We start from the raw sequence: 17,304 nt of genomic DNA, 5'->3' as shown, positions 1-17,304 counted from the left end.
TCAGTCCAATGACGTTTCAAATTTAGCAGACCTCGGTCCATTTTATCGTTTTTAAACTCGTTATTTTTTCTTTACAACACTTTCTTTTCGTTTTTAAGTAAGGAAACTAATTCACTAACTTGATCTGAGATTTCGCCTTCTAGTACTCTTCCAGCTTCCTTTTCAGGTGGTAAATAGATATCGATTGTTTTCGTTTTCGCTTCCACATCTTCTTCATCTAAATCTAAATCATCAATTTCAAGCTCTTCCAACGGCTTTTTCTTTGCTTTCATAATTCCTGGAAGTGATGGATAGCGAGGTTCGTTTAAGCCTTGCTGACAAGTTACTAATAAAGGCAAGCTTGTTTCAATAATCTCTACATCACCCTCTACATCTTTTTCAATCGTAACTGTTTCATCTTTGATATCCAAATTAGTAATGGTTGTAACATATGGAAACCCAAGTAATTCAGCTAATCGTGGTCCAACCTGTCCACTTGCTTCATCAATTGCCACGTTTCCTGCTAAAATTAAATCTACTTCTTTATCTTCAAAGTACGCCTCTAAAATTTTAACAGTTGTAAAAGAATCTCCTTCATCCAAGTCTTCTTCTGTATTAATTAGTACTGCTTTGTCTGCTCCCATTGCTAAGGCTGTGCGTAACTGTTTTTCAGAGTCTTCATCTCCGACTGTCACAACAGTTACTTCCCCTCCATGAGCATCACGCTGTGTAATTGCCTCTTCAACCGCATACTCATCGTAAGGGTTAATAATGAATTCAGCACCTTCATCTTCAATTGTTCCGCCAGCTACACTAATTTTTTCTTCAGTATCGAAGGTCTTCTTTAAAAGTACGTAAATATTCATCTAGTATCCTCCTAATCAATTTAAATATTATCTTATTTATCTTTAAAATTAGCTTGACGCTTTTCTAAAAATGCTTGAATCCCTTCTCGCGCATCCTCATTTCCAAAAACTTGCGAAAAAGCATTAGCTTCTTCTTCTTCCCCTTTGGAAAATGCCTCTGTTTTAGCTACGGAAACAAGATGCATGATATGCTGAATAGCTGGTTTACTTTTAGCCGCAATCTTGTTTGCTAGTTTCGTAGCTTCACTTAAAAGCTCTTCTTCAGCGACAACGCTATTCGCGAGACCCCATGCAGCTGCCTGACTTCCACTAATTGGTTCACCAGTAAGTATCATTTCATATGCTTTTGCTGCACCTACATATCTAGGCAATCGCTGTGTACCTGCAAAACCAGGTATAATTCCAAGGTTCACTTCAGGTAACCCAAGTTTCGTATTTTCTGTTACGATACGGATATGGCAAGCCATTGCCAGTTCTAACCCTCCACCTAATGCAGCACCATGAATAGCAGCAATAATCGGTACAGGGAACTGTTCCATTCGACTGAAGACACGCTGACCATTTGTTGCAAGTGATGCATAATCGGATGCGTTCTGTAAATCGGTAAATTCCTTAATATCAGCTCCCGCGGAGAAAAACCTACCATCCCCTTTTAACACAACAGCTTTTACACGATTTTCTTGTTCGATTCGGTTAAGCTGTTCACTTAGGTCTTTTAGAAGACCCCGTGATAATGCATTTGCGGGTGGACTTTTAATGGTTAAATACGCTACATTTCCTTCAACTTCATACATAATCATTGTCAATTTAATTATATCCTCCTTCTATATACTTAGATTTAATCTGATTCGATTCAATCTACCGAAAGCCCTTTCATAAACAAGTCATGAACAGCTGGAACTTGTTTATTCAGGTCATATTTTTGCTCATTCATAACCCAATTCGTTACGATTTCATCTAAAGTACCAAAAATCATCTGGCGTACCAACGGAATCGTTAGATCATCACGAAATAGTTGTTGCTGTATTCCTTCTTTCAGGATATTATCCAATACAGTTAAATATCGCTTTAAAACATTATTGATTTGAATGCGAAGGTCGTAATTAGATTGTCTTAATTCCAGCTGGGTAACAATCGCTAAATGATAATCGGCAGAAAGCTGTTCAAAATGCATTTTAATTAGTGTAAATAATTTCTCATTTGCATTTTGCTTTTGATTAGTTGATTCTTCGATTTGCTTAATAAATTCACCCATCTTCTCTTCAAAAACAGATACAAGCACATCTTCTTTGTTCTTAAAATAAAGATAGATTGTACCATCCGCAACACCAGCTGCTTTAGCAATTTTAGATACTTGCGATCCATGATAGCCGTTCTCTGCAATGACTTTTACTGCCGCTTCTATAATTTGGTTATATTTGGGTTTGTTATTTTTCATGCGTCTTCTCCTAAGATGTGTTTCACTTTGCATACTGAGTGAATAGTCATTCATAATTTCATTTTAACTGCTACAGACTATTCTGTCAATAATATACCTTGTCCATAATCAAATAAAGAAAGAAGAGCACAAGGCTCAAATAGATGTTACAGACTCTTCTGTCTGTCTGGCTACCTCTTCGTCAACTAACTTCCTTCTTAATATCTTACCAACTGCAGTTTTAGGTAGTTCTTTGCGGAATTCATATATTCTCGGAACCTTGTATGCTGCAAGATGCTTTCTGCAATATTCGTTTAACGCATCTTCAGTGATACTGTAATCTTGCTTAAGAACAATATAGGCCTTGACTGTTTCTCCACGATAAGCGTCTGGTATACCAGCTACCACCGCTTCCTGAATGCCTTCATGCTCATAAAGAACCTCTTCTACTTCACGTGGATAAATATTATATCCCCCTGCAATAATCATATCCTTTTTCCGATCAACAATATAAAAGTAGCCTTGTTCATTCATATAACCTAAATCACCTGTAAATAACCATCCGTTTTTTAATACATTATTCGTCTCTTCTTCGTTATTCCAGTAACCTTTCATGATCTGCGGCCCTTTTACCGCAATCTCTCCAACTTCCCCAACTTCTGCTTCTTCATCGATTGCATCCATCTTAAAAATCTTACAATCTGTGTCTGGCCATGGTACACCGATACTACCATTCACTCGGTTTTCCCAGACAAAGTTCGCGTGTGTTACTGGTGACGATTCTGTTAATCCATAGCCTTCAACTAATTTCCCATTCGTTATTTTCTCGAACTGTTCCTGAACCTCAGTTGGTAATGGAGCTGAGCCGCTAATACATGCTTTAATCGATGAAAGATCATATTTCTTCAAATCTGGATGGTTCAGTAAAGCAACATAGATGGTCGGCGCACCGGGAAATAAGGTCGGCCTTTGTTTATCAATTGCTTTAAGTACGTCTAATGCATTGAATTTTGGCATGAGAATCATTTTTGAACCTTGCTTAATCGAGAGATTCATGACGGTGGTCATTCCATATACATGGAAAAACGGAAGCACACCCATCACAATTTCTCTTCCATTCTCTGTTTTATATAACCAGCTTTCACACATCTCGACATTCGATGTAAGGTTATAATGGGTAAGCATAACACCTTTTGGATGACCAGTTGTACCGCCTGTATATTGTAATAATGCTAAGTCCTCAACTGGATCTATTTCAGGCTCCATATATTCCGCCGGTGTCTTTTCCATCATTAATTGCCATACATGCGTATCTATACTTTGTTCTACTTTAACAACCATGTTATACTCTCGTTTCTGGATAAACGGATAAATCAGGTTTTTCGGAAATGGCAAGTAATCTTTAATTCCTGTAACAATTGTATGTTTTAATTCTGTGTTTCCTTTTACTTTTGTAACTCGAGGAAGCAAGATATCTAAACAAACAATTACCGAAGTGCCGGAATCATTTAGCTGATATTCCAATTCACGTTCTGTATACAGTGGATTTGTCTGAACCACCGTTCCGCCCGCCATCAGAATACCATAATAGCTTATAACAGCCTGCGGACAGTTCGGTAACATTATAGCTACTTTATCCCCCTTCCTCACTCCTAGAGACTGTAAATAATTCGCCATTTGCTTTGATTTCAAAAACAATTCATGATAGGAAAGTTCCTTCCCCATAAAATAAAGCGCTTTCTTTTCTTTGTACGCTTTTGCACTTTCTGCCAAGTATACGTGTAAGGCTTTTTTCTCATACTTCAGTGACGTAGGTATTTCAGACGGGTAATGTTCATGCCATTTTCGGTTAGGTTTCATTTTTCACTCCCCTTTATACTATACTATAACCATTATACCGATTAATTTCTATTTTTTGAAATCTTTTTAATTAATTTTTGATTTTTTATTATGTAACAAAATAAAAGAGGAGTGAATAAGAAGCTGGTCATATAATAACCACTTATATTAAGTAAAATATACCTACTACTACAAAAATCACTGCCACAACAATTAATATTTTTGCTAAACGATCTAATACCACTGTTGATCTCCCCTCTCTTTATCCAATGCTGGCTCCGATTACAAATGCTAATCCCGCGGATATAATCATGGAAATGAAGCCGACAGCCTTATTTCCATTCCCGATTTCCTCATCTACTTTCATAAGCGGGGTAAGAAATTCAAACATGAGATAACCCATTAATAATAAAACAAAACCAAAAACACCCCATCCAACTGACTGCAAAAGAGAATCATTATGTTCAATTGAATAGCGAAAAATCGTTGCAATCCCAAATAGCTTTCCTCCCGTTGCCATCGCAACAGCAAGATTGCCTTTTCTTATTTCTTCCCAATTTTTATAAGATGTTACAAGTTCAAAAATTGCTAAGAAGACAAGTGTACATAAGACAAATACACTGTAGCGGGCTGCTGTAACTACGATGATATGTTCCCAAAATCCTTCCATAACAGTCGACCTCTCCTACTTCTCTAGAAATTTGCCATACCATTTAGCAACGCATCAATTGTAGATGCAGTTAGGAAAGTAAGATACTTTCCTAACTAAAATAGTAACAAGCACAGATATCCGCTTATTAAAATTCAAGAACAGTTACACCACTGCCACCTTCGCCACTTCCTCCTGGCTGCGCATTCTTAATTTGAGAATGTCGCTTCACGAATTCCTGTACTCCTTTTCTTAAAGCACCGGTACCTTTACCATGAATAATATAGGCTTTTGGATAGCCAGCTAACAAAACATCATCAATATATTTCTCTAGTTTCAGTAAGGCATCCTCATAGCGTTCCCCACGCAAATCCAGCTCTGTACTTACATGATAATTCGATCCTTTTATCGTTGCTATTGGTTTTTCCATTGTTTGCTTTGGTTTACCAAGAAACTGTAATTCATGTCGTTTCACTTTAACCTTCATGATTCCGACCTGCACTAAAAATTCATTATCATTTACTTTTTCTAAAACTTCACCTTTCTGATTTACAGTTAGCAACTTAATTTCATCACCAGGTTGAAGTACTCTTTGTTCAGCAGCTTTTTTGTCTGGCTGTCTATTTTGCTTTTGGGTCAAATGTGGCTGAGCTTCCTCAAGCATTTTCTTAGCCTCAATCCACTCATGCTCCTTTAGTGAGACATTTGTTTTCATTTGACGGATTTCGTTTACAATTCGTTCCGCCTCTTCTCGAGCTTTCGTCAGGGCTTTTTCTGCCTTTTCTTCAGCTTTTTTATACAGCTCTTCCTTCTTTTGCTCTAATTGCTTCCATTCTTTTGTGATGTCTTCACGTAATTTCTCACTTTCAAGTAATACTGCATGTGCTTTTTCATAATCCCGTTCCGCCTCTAAATGCGATTTTTCCAATGAAGCGATCATTGTTTCAACGCTTTTCGAATCAACACCTACAAGTCCTTTAGCTCTTTCAATTATATGATTATTCAAGCCTAATCGGTTCGATATTTCAAATGCATTACTTCGACCAGGCACTCCGATAAGCAACCGGTAGGTAGGCTGCAAGGTTTCGACATTGAATTCAACCGATGCGTTCACAACATTGCTGCGATTGTATCCATATGCCTTTAACTCTGGATAATGTGTTGTTGCAATTACCCGTGCATTGCGAGAAACAACTTCATCAAGAATGGCCATCGCTAGTGCAGCACCTTCCTGTGGATCTGTGCCTGAACCAAGCTCATCAAAAAGCACAAGTGAATGATCATTTACTTCCTTAATGATTTCTACTATATTTGTCATGTGTGAAGAAAATGTACTTAAATTTTGTTCAATCGATTGTTCGTCCCCAATATCAGCAAACACTTCCTTGAACACTGCGAGCTCGCAGCCATCTAGTGCGGGAACTTGTAAACCGGACTGCGCCATTAATGTACAAAGACCCACCATTTTCAGTGTAACGGTCTTTCCTCCTGTATTCGGACCTGTTATTACAATCGAGGTATACGTTTTCCCAATCTCCACATCATTAGCAACCACTTCATCAATTGGAATTAATGGATGTCTTGCTTGCTTCATTTGAATGAACCCTCGGTCATTCATTTTTGGTCGGGCTGCTTTCATTTCTTGACCTAATTTAGCACGTGCAGATATGAAATCAATTTGACCAAGCAGCATGACATTTTGGTCCAAATCATGTTCTTCTACTGCAATAGATTGGCTTAATTCTTTTAAAATCCGATCTATTTCTTGCTTTTCCTTTGTAATCGCTCCATGCAACTGATTATTTAAGTCTACAATAGCTTTAGGCTCCATAAACAAGGTTTGACCTGATGACGACTGATCATGAACAATCCCACCAATTGCGCCTCTATATTCTTGTTTTACTGGGAGCACATAGCGATCATTTCGGATTGTTATAATTGCATCAGAAAGCATACTGCTATTATTTCTTGTGTAGCTCTCTAATCTTTCTCGAATCCGATTCTCAAACGTCCGGATGGAGCTTCTAATACTGCGTAAGCTTGCTGATGCGCTGTCTATTACGTGGCCGCGGTCATCAATACAATTTTTTATCTCCATCTCCAGTTCACGAAGTGGTGTTATTCGTTCCACCAATCCTTCAAGAATTGGTATTTCTTCTTCAAGCTCGAGTTGATCAAAAAACAACTTTACCTGCCTTCCACCATAAATCGTATTGGCAACATCAAGACATTCATGTGTTGAAAGCACACCACCGATGGCACTTCGTTTCAAGCTAGGGCGAATATCTGTGACGCCCCCTAACGGAATAGTTCTGTTTAAACGAGCAATTTGGCTCGCTTCGTCTGTTTCATTCTGCAGCTCGATAACCTGTTTTAATTCTGTCGCAGGCTTTAACTTAGATACAAAATCCTTTCCTAATGTTGTAGCTGCGTGCATGGATAGATTTTCTATTATTTTTTTAAATTCGAGTACACGGAGAATTCGTTCGTTCATGCTTAATTACTCCTTTAAATAGGCTTCTTATTTAAATATCACATGTTCAAAAAGAACCGATGAGTTCTATCAGCTTAGCTCTCTGCGCCCGGTAACCACAAGACGCGCTGTTTTCGAAATTGACCACAGAACGGAACCGCTGTTAGCTGAACTGATTCCTACTTGTCATTTTAAAAGGATTTTTCAAAATTCCTTTATTTATTACGATTAAAATAATCCATGAGTTTCTTTTTAGACCACGTGTTCATAACGGTATCCTTCTCAAGCCATCCTCTTCTAGCTACTCCTACTCCGTATGCCATATGGTCGAGCATTTGGTAGCTATGAGCGTCTGTGTTGATTGCGATTGTTACACCCGTTTCCTGAGCTTTACGCACCCAATCAGCAGATAAATCAAGTCTGTTCGGATTGGCATTGATTTCTAATGCTGTATTTGTTTCTTTTGCCTTCTCAATCAATTTCTCTACATTAACATTGTAACCTGCTCGTCTTCCAATGAGCCTGCCAGTAGGGTGGGCGATCAATGATACATATGGATTTTCTAATGCTGAATATAGTCGCTTCATTATTTTTTCTTGTGATTGGTTGAAGCTAGAATGAATGGCACCAATTACATAATCCATTTCACGAAGAAACGCATCAGAGAAGTCAAGTGAGCCATCTGGTAGAATATCCATTTCTACCCCTGCGAAAATATGAAAATCTGTCCACTTTTCATTTAAAGCTGCAATTTCCTCTCTCTGCTTGCGCAAGCGCGATTCATCTAGCCCATTTGCTACGCGGAGGTATTTGGAATGATCGGTAATTGCCATATAGGCATACCCCATGGCACGAACATGGCTCGCCATTTCTTCCAGTGATTGCGCACCATCGCTCCAGGTTGTATGCATATGTAAATCGCCTTTTATATCAGCAAGCTCAATCAATCTTTTTTCTTCTTTAAATGCTTCCACTTCCCCCGTGTTCTCTCTTACCTCTGGCGGAATAAATTGGAGTCCAAAATAACGAAAGAACTCTGCTTCATTTGAAAATGTCCGTACTTCGTTTGTTTCCTCTACTTCTACTCCATATTCGCTAATTTTCTCTCCTCTTGATTTAGCAAGCTGTCTTAATGCAACATTATGATCTTTTGAGCCAGTAAAGTGATGCAAGGTCGTTGCAAACTCTGTCTTTGAAACTAACCTGAAATCGACATTGATATCATACACATCCTCCAATGTTACCGATACCTTTGTATCTCCTTTAGCGATGACTTCCTTTAAATTCGGGATGACAAGTAGTGCCTCTCTTACAGCGGATGGATTGGAAGTTGCAATGATGAAATCAAGGTCCTTTATTGTTTCCCGCATTCTGCGAAGACTTCCAGCCCGTGAAAAGGATTCAATTTCTTCAATTTCAGTTAAATATGCTTCAATTCTCTCTGCTAATGGAAGCATAATCGCTATTGGCAGTCTTTCTGGACGTTTCCCTGACTCCTCTAATGCAGCGACAATTTTCTCTGCTGACTTTTTGCCAAATCCTGCAAGATTTTCTACTTTCCCGCTTAGACAAGCCTCTTTTAATGTATCCGCATCAATAACTCCAAGCTCTTGATAAAGCTTAGACAATTTTTTGCCACCAAGGCCTGGCAGATTTAGTAGCGGAATTAATCCAGGCGGTACTTGCTCAGCTAGTTCCTTCAAAGCTTGAGATTCACCCTGCTCAATAAATTCTACAATGACATTGCTTGTACCTTTACCAATTCCTTTGATTTTTGTAAAATCCTCAATGTCAGCTAATGACCGATCATCTTGTTCTAAGCCTTGAGCTGCCTTTCGATATGCCGATATTTTAAATGGATTTTCTCCTTTTAGCTCCAAGTAAATGGCTATTCTCTCTAATAATTGAATAACATCTTTTTTATTAATTGCCACAACTATCACCTATTCCATAAGTATTCATATAAAACTGCAACCTCTAAAAAAAGACTGATTCTATTTAGTTCATACCACCTGCTCCGAACTTACAAGCGTATCCCTAATACGATGAATCAGTCTCCGGTAATCAAATCATAACGATTTAAATTTAACTTGCTTCCCCACCTGTATAGGTAAACCAAAGCTCTAGTAGCTTTTCTGAGAAATAAGGCGTTTTCTCAATAATGAAAACTGCTATTGAAGAGTTGCTAATCCAATTCTGGATTGTCTCAACTGGTGTTAACGCCAGAATATACAGCAAGATGAATATAATTAAATATACTTCTAAAAACCCCAGAACGGAGCCTAGAATTTTATTAACGGATTTAATAATGGGTATGGATGCTACAAAGTCGAGCATGGAAGCTATGATTTGCAATGCAATTTTAACCGCGAAAAAGATAATCGCAAACGCAATTGCATTATAAAAAGCTGTCTCAAGTGGTAACGACTGCAGAAAGACTGCCCATGCACTTTCCTCCGACAGTTCTGGATATGGAATCCAAAGTGATAGCATTGGACCTAATACATCATAATACTTCACTGCCACAATAAATGCGATAATATATCCAGTTAAGTGGAGTAATTGTAATATAAATCCTCTTTTCAGGCCCATGAAAAACCCGAAAAGCAACATAATGAATAATATAAAGTCTAACATAACTTACTTATCCTCTTTCTTTCTAAGCGACCCCAATAAGGTTGCGTAATCTTCTTTCAGTTTTTGGTAATCATTCATTGTATTTACAGCAGTTAAGACTGCTAATCTTGTTGTATCTAATTGCCGGTTCATTTCATGCAGCTCTTTCATTTTCTGATCGACAAGACCTGCGACTAATCGAACATGACTTTCTGACTCTGGTCCCACTATTGTATATGTTCTATTATATATATCAACTGTAATACGTTGCTTTTCGCCCTCGTCCATGTGGTGTTACCTCCTGCAAACAAAAAATTCTTCACTTAATATTAACACGAAGTACTTTTAAAAAGAAGTATTTCATTATGAAAGCTATTTTGCTATAGTCAATATATGCAAGGATTGGAGAGATGTAGATGGGACAAGAGGTACATGTATTACCAATAGATACAATAAATGAAATGAAATTACATTATAAAAGCGCTTTGACACAAACCCCACCTGGAGCTGTCTTTCGTGCGAAAACAAGCGCTGCTGTCATAACAGCCTATAAATCTGGCAAGGTTCTATTCCAAGGGAGTGCACCTGAATTAGAGGCAGGAAAATGGCAGACAAGCTCGAGTACCTCAGCAACTAAAACAGTAAAAAAGACGAGCCAAAATCAAATCAAAACACGATATACGCCGGATACCAGCTTATTTACAAGTAGTCACATTGGTTCGGATGAAGCTGGAACTGGTGACTATTTCGGTCCAATAACCGTTGCTGCAGCATATGTGAACAAAAGTCAGTTTGCCACTCTAAAAGAGCTTGGAGTAAAGGACTCGAAAAACCTTACAGATCCGATTATTTCTAAATTAGCAAAGGATATCGTCAAGCTTCAAATTCCATACTCGTTGCTTGTTTTACAGAATGAAAAGTACAATAGGCTACAGAAAAAAGGCTGGTCACAAGGGAAAATGAAGGCCATGCTTCACCATCACGCAATTACAAATTTATTAAATAAAATTGGTAAGGTTGAACTTGATGGTATCCTGATTGACCAATTTTGTGAACCAGCTGTCTATAGTAGACATATCGGCACAGAACAACAACAGCTGCCGGAAAAGACATATTTTATTACAAAAGCCGAAAGCCATTCAATCGCCGTTGCTACAGCATCTATTATTGCCAGAACAAGCTTTGTGAAAGAAATGGATAAGCTTTCTGAGGCCATTGGTATCCCGCTTCCTAAAGGAGCCTCTGCTAAAGTGGATCAAACAATCGCAAAGGTTATCAATACAAAAGGTGCTGCCATATTAGATAAATACGCCAAGACACATTTTGCCAACACCAAAAAAGCTCAGCGTTATTTATAGACTTATATAGGAAGGGTTTTATAATGAAGCAAAACATTTTACAAAACGACTGGGAACCCTTACTTGCAAGTGAGTTCCAAAAACCATATTATCTGCAATTACGAGCATTTTTGAAAACAGAATATGAAACACATACGATTTACCCAAAGATGCAAAATATTTTTAATGCATTACATTACACCCCGTTTAGTCAGGTAAAAGTTGTGATTCTTGGACAAGATCCGTATCACGGGCCAAATCAAGCCCACGGGCTTAGTTTTTCTGTACAGCCTGAGGTGAAAATTCCACCATCATTACGTAATATATTTAAGGAATTACACGCTGATCTTGGTCTGCCACCCCCTGCACACGGTTATCTGGTTGAATGGGCAATGCAAGGGGTACTTCTTTTAAATACAGTTCTAACTGTGAGGTCTGGTGAAGCCCACTCACACCGAGGCAAGGGATGGGAGACGTTCACTGACCGTGTAATTGATGTGTTAAACACAAAAAAAGATCCTGTTATTTATATCCTTTGGGGAAGTGCAGCACAAAGTAAAACAAAACTAATCGATACAAACAAGCATTACATTATTCGTGCACCACACCCTAGTCCATTATCTGCACATAGGGGCTTTTTCGGGAGCAAGCCGTTTTCAAAAACGAACGCTATCTTGCAAGAAAACGGACTGGATGAAATTAGTTGGGGATTACCACCTAAAAAGAATTATAACGATTGATAATTACTGCATGTATTGGTGTAGTATAATGAATTGGAGCATTCCAGTGCTGTCTGGTATGCTCTATTTTTTGTAGCGTGTTTTGAGTTGGCTGGGTAGCGTGCTGGAGCAGCAACGATCGCTTTGATACTTCCCGGTGCTTGTTTTTATTTAAACCTGAAAAAAGCTTTCCCACTACAACGAGTAGCAGGAAAGCCTTTTATCTGTTTAAGATCTTACATAGGCGTTGAATTTTTCGTTAACGGCTGCGATTATTTTTTGGTAAGATTCTTCTACTTCCTCATCCTTCAACGTTTTTTCTGGATGTTGATAAAGTAGGCTGTACGCTATGGATTTCTTACCTTCTTCCAAGTTGTCACCTTGATACAGGTCAAAGATATCTACACGATTAACAAGTGGTGCGCCAACTTCCTCAATAACCTTTTTCACGTCTCCAGCATGTACATTCTTGTCTAAAATAAACGCAATGTCCCTAGCAATGGAAGGATACTTCGGAATTGCAGTAAAGGATGGTACAGCATCATATGCCGCAAAGACTTCTTCCAGATTTAAATCAAATACATACGTTTCTTTTAAGTCAAGTTGTTTTTGAAGTGTTGGGTGCAGCTGACCAATGAACCCAACAGTTTTATCAGCAACTTTTACTACCGCACATCTTCCTGGATGCATATCAGTCACCTTGGTTTGACTATATGTCACTGGGATTTGCAGAAAATCAAATAATCCTTCAACAATTCCTTTCACAACATAAAAATCAACCTCTTTTTTCTCTTGCTGCCAAGCTTGCTCCGACCATATGCCAGTTAGAGCTCCGGAGATACGAAGTTGTTCATCTGGCTGTTCTGATAGTTCATTTTGTCCCGAAATAAAAATACTTCCCATTTCATAATAGCCAAGGTTTACTTGACTACGGGCGCGGTTATAGGATAGAACGTTTAATAGTTCCGGTAAAATACTAAGACGAAGATATTTGTGATCCTCGCTCATTGGCATTGCCAAAGCAACAGGCGACGCAGCTGAACTTGCAACCTCTGGGCTGATTAGACGTTTTACATCCCGCTCATTTGTTAAAGAATAGGTTAATGTTTCCATTAAACCTGCACCTTGAACAAAGTTTTTAACCCGGCGCTTTAAATGCTGTCTTACGGTCAAGCCTCCAGACTGTCCAGCACCTTCTGGCAATGTAAATGGAAGATTATCGTACCCGTAAATTCGAGCAACCTCTTCAAGCATATCTTCAAATAGTGTAATATCACCACGACGAGTAGGTACGTGTACCGTGAAATGATCGTCATCTTGCTTATAGTCAAATTGCAGTCGCTTAAGGATAGAAGCAATATCATCCGTTGTCATTTCTGTTCCTAGTCGATTGTTAATATGTGGTGTATCAATTTCGACGACTTTTTCTGTTCGGTCTAACCTATCAAATTCAGCAGTCCCAGCTATTACTTTACCACCAGCATATTGCTGCAGCAGTAAGCATGCACGAGCTCCTGCTTTACGGACACGGTTTGGATCGACTCCTTTTTCAAACCTGGTACTGGACTCACTGCGCAGACCAGTTTGTTTTACCGTCTTTCTAACTGTAATGGCATCAAAATAAGCAGCTTCCAGTAAAACATTCGTTGTCTCACTCGCAACCTCTGAATCCAATCCGCCCATAACACCAGCTAATGCTACAGGTTCCTTACCATTTGTGATTACAAGATTCTCGTCAGTTAATATTCGCTCTTGTCCGTCCAATGTTGTTAGAGTCTCATCATGTTTCGCCCGGCGTACAACAATTTTTTCAGAGCCAAATCTATCATAATCAAACGCATGTAATGGCTGGCCATATTCGAGGAGTACATAATTTGTAATGTCAACAACATTATTAATTGGACGAATGCCAGCTGCCATTAAGTAATTTCTCATCCATAATGGAGATGGTTTGATTTCCACATCCTTTATCATAAATGCCCCGTAATAGGGATTTAATTCTGCTGCTTCGACTTCAACGGAAACATAATTAGCTACTGTTGCTGATTCTTCCACTTGAACTGCCTCATCCGGCAGTTTTACCGGCTGATCAAGTATTGCTGCAACCTCATATGCAATACCAAGCATGCTTAAAGCATCTGCACGATTTGCTAAAACATCCAATTCAAGGACAGCGTCATTTAAGTTGAGCAGCTCATCAACAGGTTCTCCGACTGTTGCCTCTTCTGGAAATACAAATATACCATCTGCAATATCGGTTGGGATATATTTTTCTTCGATACCCAGCTCTTTTAAGGAACAAATCATACCATTCGATTCAATTCCACGAAGCTTCACTTTTTTTATTTTGAAATTACCTGGAAGAACTGCTCCCGGCTTTGCTACAGCAACCTTTTGACCTTGTGCCACATTCGGTGCTCCACAAATAATTTGTAATTTCTCTTCACCTACATCAACTTGGCATAGGTTCAACTTATCTGCATCGGGATGTTTTTCACATGACTCTACATAGCCGACTACAACATTGGTACTCTTTTCTGCCACATATTCGACACCCTCTACTTCAATCCCTGACTTCGTAATTTTTGCGGCAAGCTCTTCAGGCGTTAAATTTCCTAAATCAACGTATTTTTTTAACCAGTTATATGATACTAACAATTGTTTTACCTCCTTCGTGATCTCACTTATGCTTTATGGTACTGTTTTAAGAATCGGATATCATTTGCATAGAAGTTCCGGATATCATTCACACCGTACTTCAGCATGGCAATTCGTTCAGGTCCCATTCCAAATGCAAATCCGCTGTATACTTCTGGGTCATATCCGCCCATTTCAAGTACTTTAGGGTGAACCATTCCTCCACCAAGAATCTCAATCCATCCAGTACCTTTGCACACACTGCATCCTTTTCCATCACACACCTTACAAGAAATATCCATCTCTACGGAAGGCTCTGTAAACGGGAAAAAACTAGGACGCAAACGGATTTCACGGTCTTCACCAAACATTTTCTTAGCGAATTTATCCAACGTACCTTTTAAATCACTCATGCGCACATTTTTGTCTACATAAAGCCCTTCAATTTGTGTAAATTGATGAGAGTGTGTTGCATCATCTGTGTCCCGGCGGTACACTTTTCCAGGACAAATCATTTTAAAAGGCTTTTCACCGTTATATTCCTGCATCGTACGTGCTTGAACTGGTGATGTATGGGTACGAAGCAATAATTCATTCGTAATATAGAACGAATCCTGCATATCACGCGCTGGGTGGTTCTTCGGTAAATTCAATGCTTCAAAATTAAAGTAGTCTGTCTCGACTTCCGGGCCTTCTCTTACTTCGTAGCCCATGCCAATAAACAAATCCTCAATCTCTTGAACGATATTCGTTAATAAGTGAGGACCACCTACCTTCACTGGACGGCCAGGTAATGTAACATCAATTGTCTCTTCTTCAAGTTGTTTCTCCAGTTCCGCTTGTTCTAGCTTTTCTGTTTTTTCTTCAAGTGCCGTTGTGATTGCAGTTCTTACATGGTTAGCAATTTCCCCGACAACTGGACGCTCTTCCTTCGAAAGCTTGCCCATTCCACGAAGAACTCCCGTTAAGGATCCCTTTTTCCCTAGATACGCAACTTTAATATCTTGTAATTCTCGAATTGTCTCCGTTGCGGCAATTCTTTGCAATGCATCAGCCTGTAGAGCCTCTAATTGTTCTTTCATTGATAATTACCTCCTTGAATATGTGATTTTAAAAACTTGGCAAGTCGACCACGCCATCTAAGTGGAATACCTGTTGCTTTTGTACAAATAAAAAAAGCCTTCATCCCAAAAAGGGACGAGGCTATTATTTCGCGGTACCACCCTTGTTGACAGAATGTATGTATGAAAAGCATACGTTTGCTGCCCAACTTATAACTTGATAACGGATTTATATCCGGAACACCTTTACTTCAGATTGAAGGTCCAAGTGCCAGCTCCAGAGTGAATTGTTCGTATTATTGCGATAGAAATGCTCCCAGTCTTAGGCATTTCCTCCCTGAATCACATTCTAAATAGGAACGAGCTCCTTCTTTGCTTACATATTGAGATTACATTCATTATAAATAATTTCGAACCCACTTGCAAGATTATCTTTTTAGGTGATACATAAGAATTCCTGCTGCAATACTTACATTTAATGATTCCGCTTGGCCATAGATTGGGATCTTTACCGACCTGTCTGCTTGCTCAATCAAATCAGCTTGTACTCCAGCCCCTTCATTACCTAATATAATCGCCACTTTATTACCTGGGATTATATCATTATAATTGGACGCATTTTCTAAAGCTGTTGCCCATATTGTAAAGCCTTCTTCTTTTAATGCTGAAACCATCTCTCCCAGGTTTGCATGAATAATTGGGATATGAAAAATAGAACCTTGCGTTGAACGAATGACCTTATCATTATAAAGATCGACTGTTCCATCTCCAAGCATAATCCCATCCATCCCTGCAGCATCTGCAGTTCGAATAATTGTTCCTAAATTTCCAGGATCCTGTATCGAATCAATAAGGAGTAAATGATTGCCACTGCGCTGTGTCTGTTGTCGACTTTCAATAACAGCAATAATTCCTTGTGGTGCCGCAGTTTGGGAGATGTATGCCATCACATTGTCGCTAATTGAAACGACTGGATAGTTGTCTGTCCAGCTTGGCAGCTCGACCCCCTCCTGTATAATAACTTCACGAACCGTCCAATTACTCTTTACCGCTTCCTCCACTAAATGGAATCCCTCTACAAGAAACGCACCAGCCTGTGTTCTTTCTTTTCGCTTATGGAGTTTTTTCCATTGTTTTACTTTTTCATTTTTTACTGACGTAATCATTGGTTTCATCCTTCTTATTATTTCTTTATCCATCATACATATTTTTATATACGTTGGTCAAACTATCCATAATTTGAAAAGTGGAGGAGTGTCTATATGGATTTAAATTTACGAAAAGCAATTCTGTCTAATATCGCAACCAACGATCAGCAGCAACTGGAGTCAACGATTGTTGACGCTATACAAAACGGTGAAGAAAAAATGCTTCCCGGTCTTGGTGTGCTATTTGAATTAATTTGGAATCAATCGGAAGAGCAAGATAAAAAAGAAATGGTTGATGCATTAGAACAAGGTGTTAAAGCCGCGACACAAAATTTACAATAAGAAACTATTCGGAGGAGGTTGTCAATCACCTCCCCCTCCCTTATAAAATCCATCATATTCCCTTGAACATCCTCAACTGTGACTTTTTCTTTAAACTGTAAAATCAAATAAAAATAAGTATTTTTACCTAACCAGTGGTAAGATTCCTATAATTACTTCTTGTTTCACAGATTGTTTTTTACTTTTTATACCATTTCAATAAGTTGAATTACCTACTAAAT

Annotated in this window: 15 protein-coding genes; 3 read left to right on the top strand and 12 right to left on the bottom strand. The window is 38.7% G+C overall.

Going from position 1 to position 17,304, the window contains the following annotated elements:
• Positions 1-71: 71 nt before the first annotated feature.
• The 9 genes from D1B32_RS08065 to zapA form a co-directional block, all read right to left on the bottom strand.
• A complete protein-coding gene (locus D1B32_RS08065; protein ID WP_095307246.1) occupies positions 72-845 on the bottom strand; it encodes an electron transfer flavoprotein subunit beta/FixA family protein in 774 nt (257 codons plus the stop codon).
• A 32-nt stretch (positions 846-877) separates the two neighbouring features.
• The gene (locus D1B32_RS08060; protein WP_095307247.1) at positions 878-1,651 is read right to left on the bottom strand and encodes an enoyl-CoA hydratase; all 774 of its coding nucleotides are present in this window, start codon (positions 1,649-1,651) and stop codon (positions 878-880) included.
• Positions 1,652-1,698: 47 nt separating this feature from the next.
• Entirely contained in the window at positions 1,699-2,283 is a 585-nt protein-coding gene (locus D1B32_RS08055; RefSeq protein ID WP_118889069.1) for a fatty acid metabolism transcriptional regulator FadR, read from the bottom strand.
• A 135-nt stretch (positions 2,284-2,418) separates the two neighbouring features.
• Complete coding sequence (locus tag D1B32_RS08050; RefSeq protein ID WP_118889068.1) at positions 2,419-4,122, bottom strand: AMP-binding protein; 1,704 nt, start codon at positions 4,120-4,122, stop codon at positions 2,419-2,421.
• Positions 4,123-4,363: 241 nt separating this feature from the next.
• Positions 4,364-4,771, bottom strand: a complete 408-nt coding sequence (locus D1B32_RS08045; RefSeq protein ID WP_095307254.1) for a DUF350 domain-containing protein — start codon at positions 4,769-4,771, stop codon at positions 4,364-4,366.
• A gap of 127 nt (positions 4,772-4,898) precedes the next feature.
• On the bottom strand, positions 4,899-7,244 hold the full coding sequence (locus D1B32_RS08040) for an endonuclease MutS2 (protein WP_118889067.1): 2,346 nt from the start codon (positions 7,242-7,244) through the stop codon (positions 4,899-4,901).
• A gap of 194 nt (positions 7,245-7,438) precedes the next feature.
• Positions 7,439-9,157 (bottom strand): DNA polymerase/3'-5' exonuclease PolX, encoded by a 1,719-nt coding sequence (gene polX, locus D1B32_RS08035; protein WP_095307256.1) that lies wholly within the window; start codon positions 9,155-9,157, stop codon positions 7,439-7,441.
• A 151-nt stretch (positions 9,158-9,308) separates the two neighbouring features.
• Positions 9,309-9,860, bottom strand: coding sequence for a CvpA family protein (locus tag D1B32_RS08030; protein WP_118889066.1), 552 nt, complete (start codon positions 9,858-9,860; stop codon positions 9,309-9,311).
• 3 nt (positions 9,861-9,863) lie between these two features.
• Entirely contained in the window at positions 9,864-10,127 is a 264-nt protein-coding gene (gene zapA / locus D1B32_RS08025) for a cell division protein ZapA (protein ID WP_095307258.1), read from the bottom strand.
• A gap of 128 nt (positions 10,128-10,255) precedes the next feature.
• Between zapA and rnhC the strand changes: the two genes are divergently transcribed.
• Together rnhC and D1B32_RS08015 are read left to right on the top strand one after the other, a co-directional pair.
• On the top strand, positions 10,256-11,197 hold the full coding sequence (gene rnhC / locus D1B32_RS08020; protein ID WP_118889065.1) for a ribonuclease HIII: 942 nt from the start codon (positions 10,256-10,258) through the stop codon (positions 11,195-11,197).
• Positions 11,198-11,220: 23 nt separating this feature from the next.
• The gene (locus tag D1B32_RS08015) at positions 11,221-11,916 is read left to right on the top strand and encodes a uracil-DNA glycosylase (RefSeq protein ID WP_118889064.1); all 696 of its coding nucleotides are present in this window, start codon (positions 11,221-11,223) and stop codon (positions 11,914-11,916) included.
• A gap of 207 nt (positions 11,917-12,123) precedes the next feature.
• On the opposite strand, the gene pheT is transcribed toward D1B32_RS08015, so the two are convergent.
• From pheT to D1B32_RS08000, 3 genes are all read right to left on the bottom strand, one after another.
• A complete protein-coding gene (gene pheT / locus D1B32_RS08010; RefSeq protein ID WP_118889063.1) occupies positions 12,124-14,553 on the bottom strand; it encodes a phenylalanine--tRNA ligase subunit beta in 2,430 nt (809 codons plus the stop codon).
• 26 nt (positions 14,554-14,579) lie between these two features.
• Positions 14,580-15,614, bottom strand: coding sequence for a phenylalanine--tRNA ligase subunit alpha (gene pheS, locus D1B32_RS08005; protein ID WP_095307264.1), 1,035 nt, complete (start codon positions 15,612-15,614; stop codon positions 14,580-14,582).
• Between the two features lie 407 nt (positions 15,615-16,021).
• The gene (locus D1B32_RS08000) at positions 16,022-16,759 is read right to left on the bottom strand and encodes a TrmH family RNA methyltransferase (protein WP_118889062.1); all 738 of its coding nucleotides are present in this window, start codon (positions 16,757-16,759) and stop codon (positions 16,022-16,024) included.
• Positions 16,760-16,855: 96 nt separating this feature from the next.
• Here D1B32_RS08000 and sspI point away from each other — a divergent pair, with 96 nt between their 5' ends.
• Positions 16,856-17,083, top strand: a complete 228-nt coding sequence (sspI, locus tag D1B32_RS07995) for a small acid-soluble spore protein SspI (protein ID WP_118889061.1) — start codon at positions 16,856-16,858, stop codon at positions 17,081-17,083.
• The last annotated feature ends 221 nt before the right edge of the window (positions 17,084-17,304 follow it).

It is taken from the genome of Oceanobacillus profundus (assembly GCF_003515705.1).
Taxonomy (GTDB): Bacteria; Bacillota; Bacilli; order Bacillales; family Amphibacillaceae; genus Oceanobacillus; species Oceanobacillus profundus.
The sequence above is the reverse complement of the archived record's forward strand: the minus strand, read 5'-3'. Positions and strand labels throughout refer to the sequence as shown.

What these genes read in the sequence shown, in the direction of transcription:
- D1B32_RS08065 (WP_095307246.1), bottom strand. Translation starts at nt 845, where the DNA reads ATGAATATTTACGTACTTTTAAAGAAGACCTTCGATACTGAAGAAAAA.
- D1B32_RS08055 (WP_118889069.1), bottom strand. Translation starts at nt 2,283, where the DNA reads ATGAAAAATAACAAACCCAAATATAACCAAATTATAGAAGCGGCAGTA.
- D1B32_RS08050 (WP_118889068.1), bottom strand. Translation starts at nt 4,122, where the DNA reads ATGAAACCTAACCGAAAATGGCATGAACATTACCCGTCTGAAATACCT.
- D1B32_RS08045 (WP_095307254.1), bottom strand. Translation starts at nt 4,771, where the DNA reads ATGGAAGGATTTTGGGAACATATCATCGTAGTTACAGCAGCCCGCTAC.
- D1B32_RS08040 (WP_118889067.1), bottom strand. Translation starts at nt 7,244, where the DNA reads ATGAACGAACGAATTCTCCGTGTACTCGAATTTAAAAAAATAATAGAA.
- D1B32_RS08030 (WP_118889066.1), bottom strand. Translation starts at nt 9,860, where the DNA reads ATGTTAGACTTTATATTATTCATTATGTTGCTTTTCGGGTTTTTCATG.
- zapA (WP_095307258.1), bottom strand. Translation starts at nt 10,127, where the DNA reads ATGGACGAGGGCGAAAAGCAACGTATTACAGTTGATATATATAATAGA.
- rnhC (WP_118889065.1), top strand. Translation starts at nt 10,256, where the DNA reads ATGGGACAAGAGGTACATGTATTACCAATAGATACAATAAATGAAATG.
- D1B32_RS08015 (WP_118889064.1), top strand. Translation starts at nt 11,221, where the DNA reads ATGAAGCAAAACATTTTACAAAACGACTGGGAACCCTTACTTGCAAGT.
- pheS (WP_095307264.1), bottom strand. Translation starts at nt 15,614, where the DNA reads ATGAAAGAACAATTAGAGGCTCTACAGGCTGATGCATTGCAAAGAATT.
- D1B32_RS08000 (WP_118889062.1), bottom strand. Translation starts at nt 16,759, where the DNA reads ATGATTACGTCAGTAAAAAATGAAAAAGTAAAACAATGGAAAAAACTC.
- sspI (WP_118889061.1), top strand. Translation starts at nt 16,856, where the DNA reads ATGGATTTAAATTTACGAAAAGCAATTCTGTCTAATATCGCAACCAAC.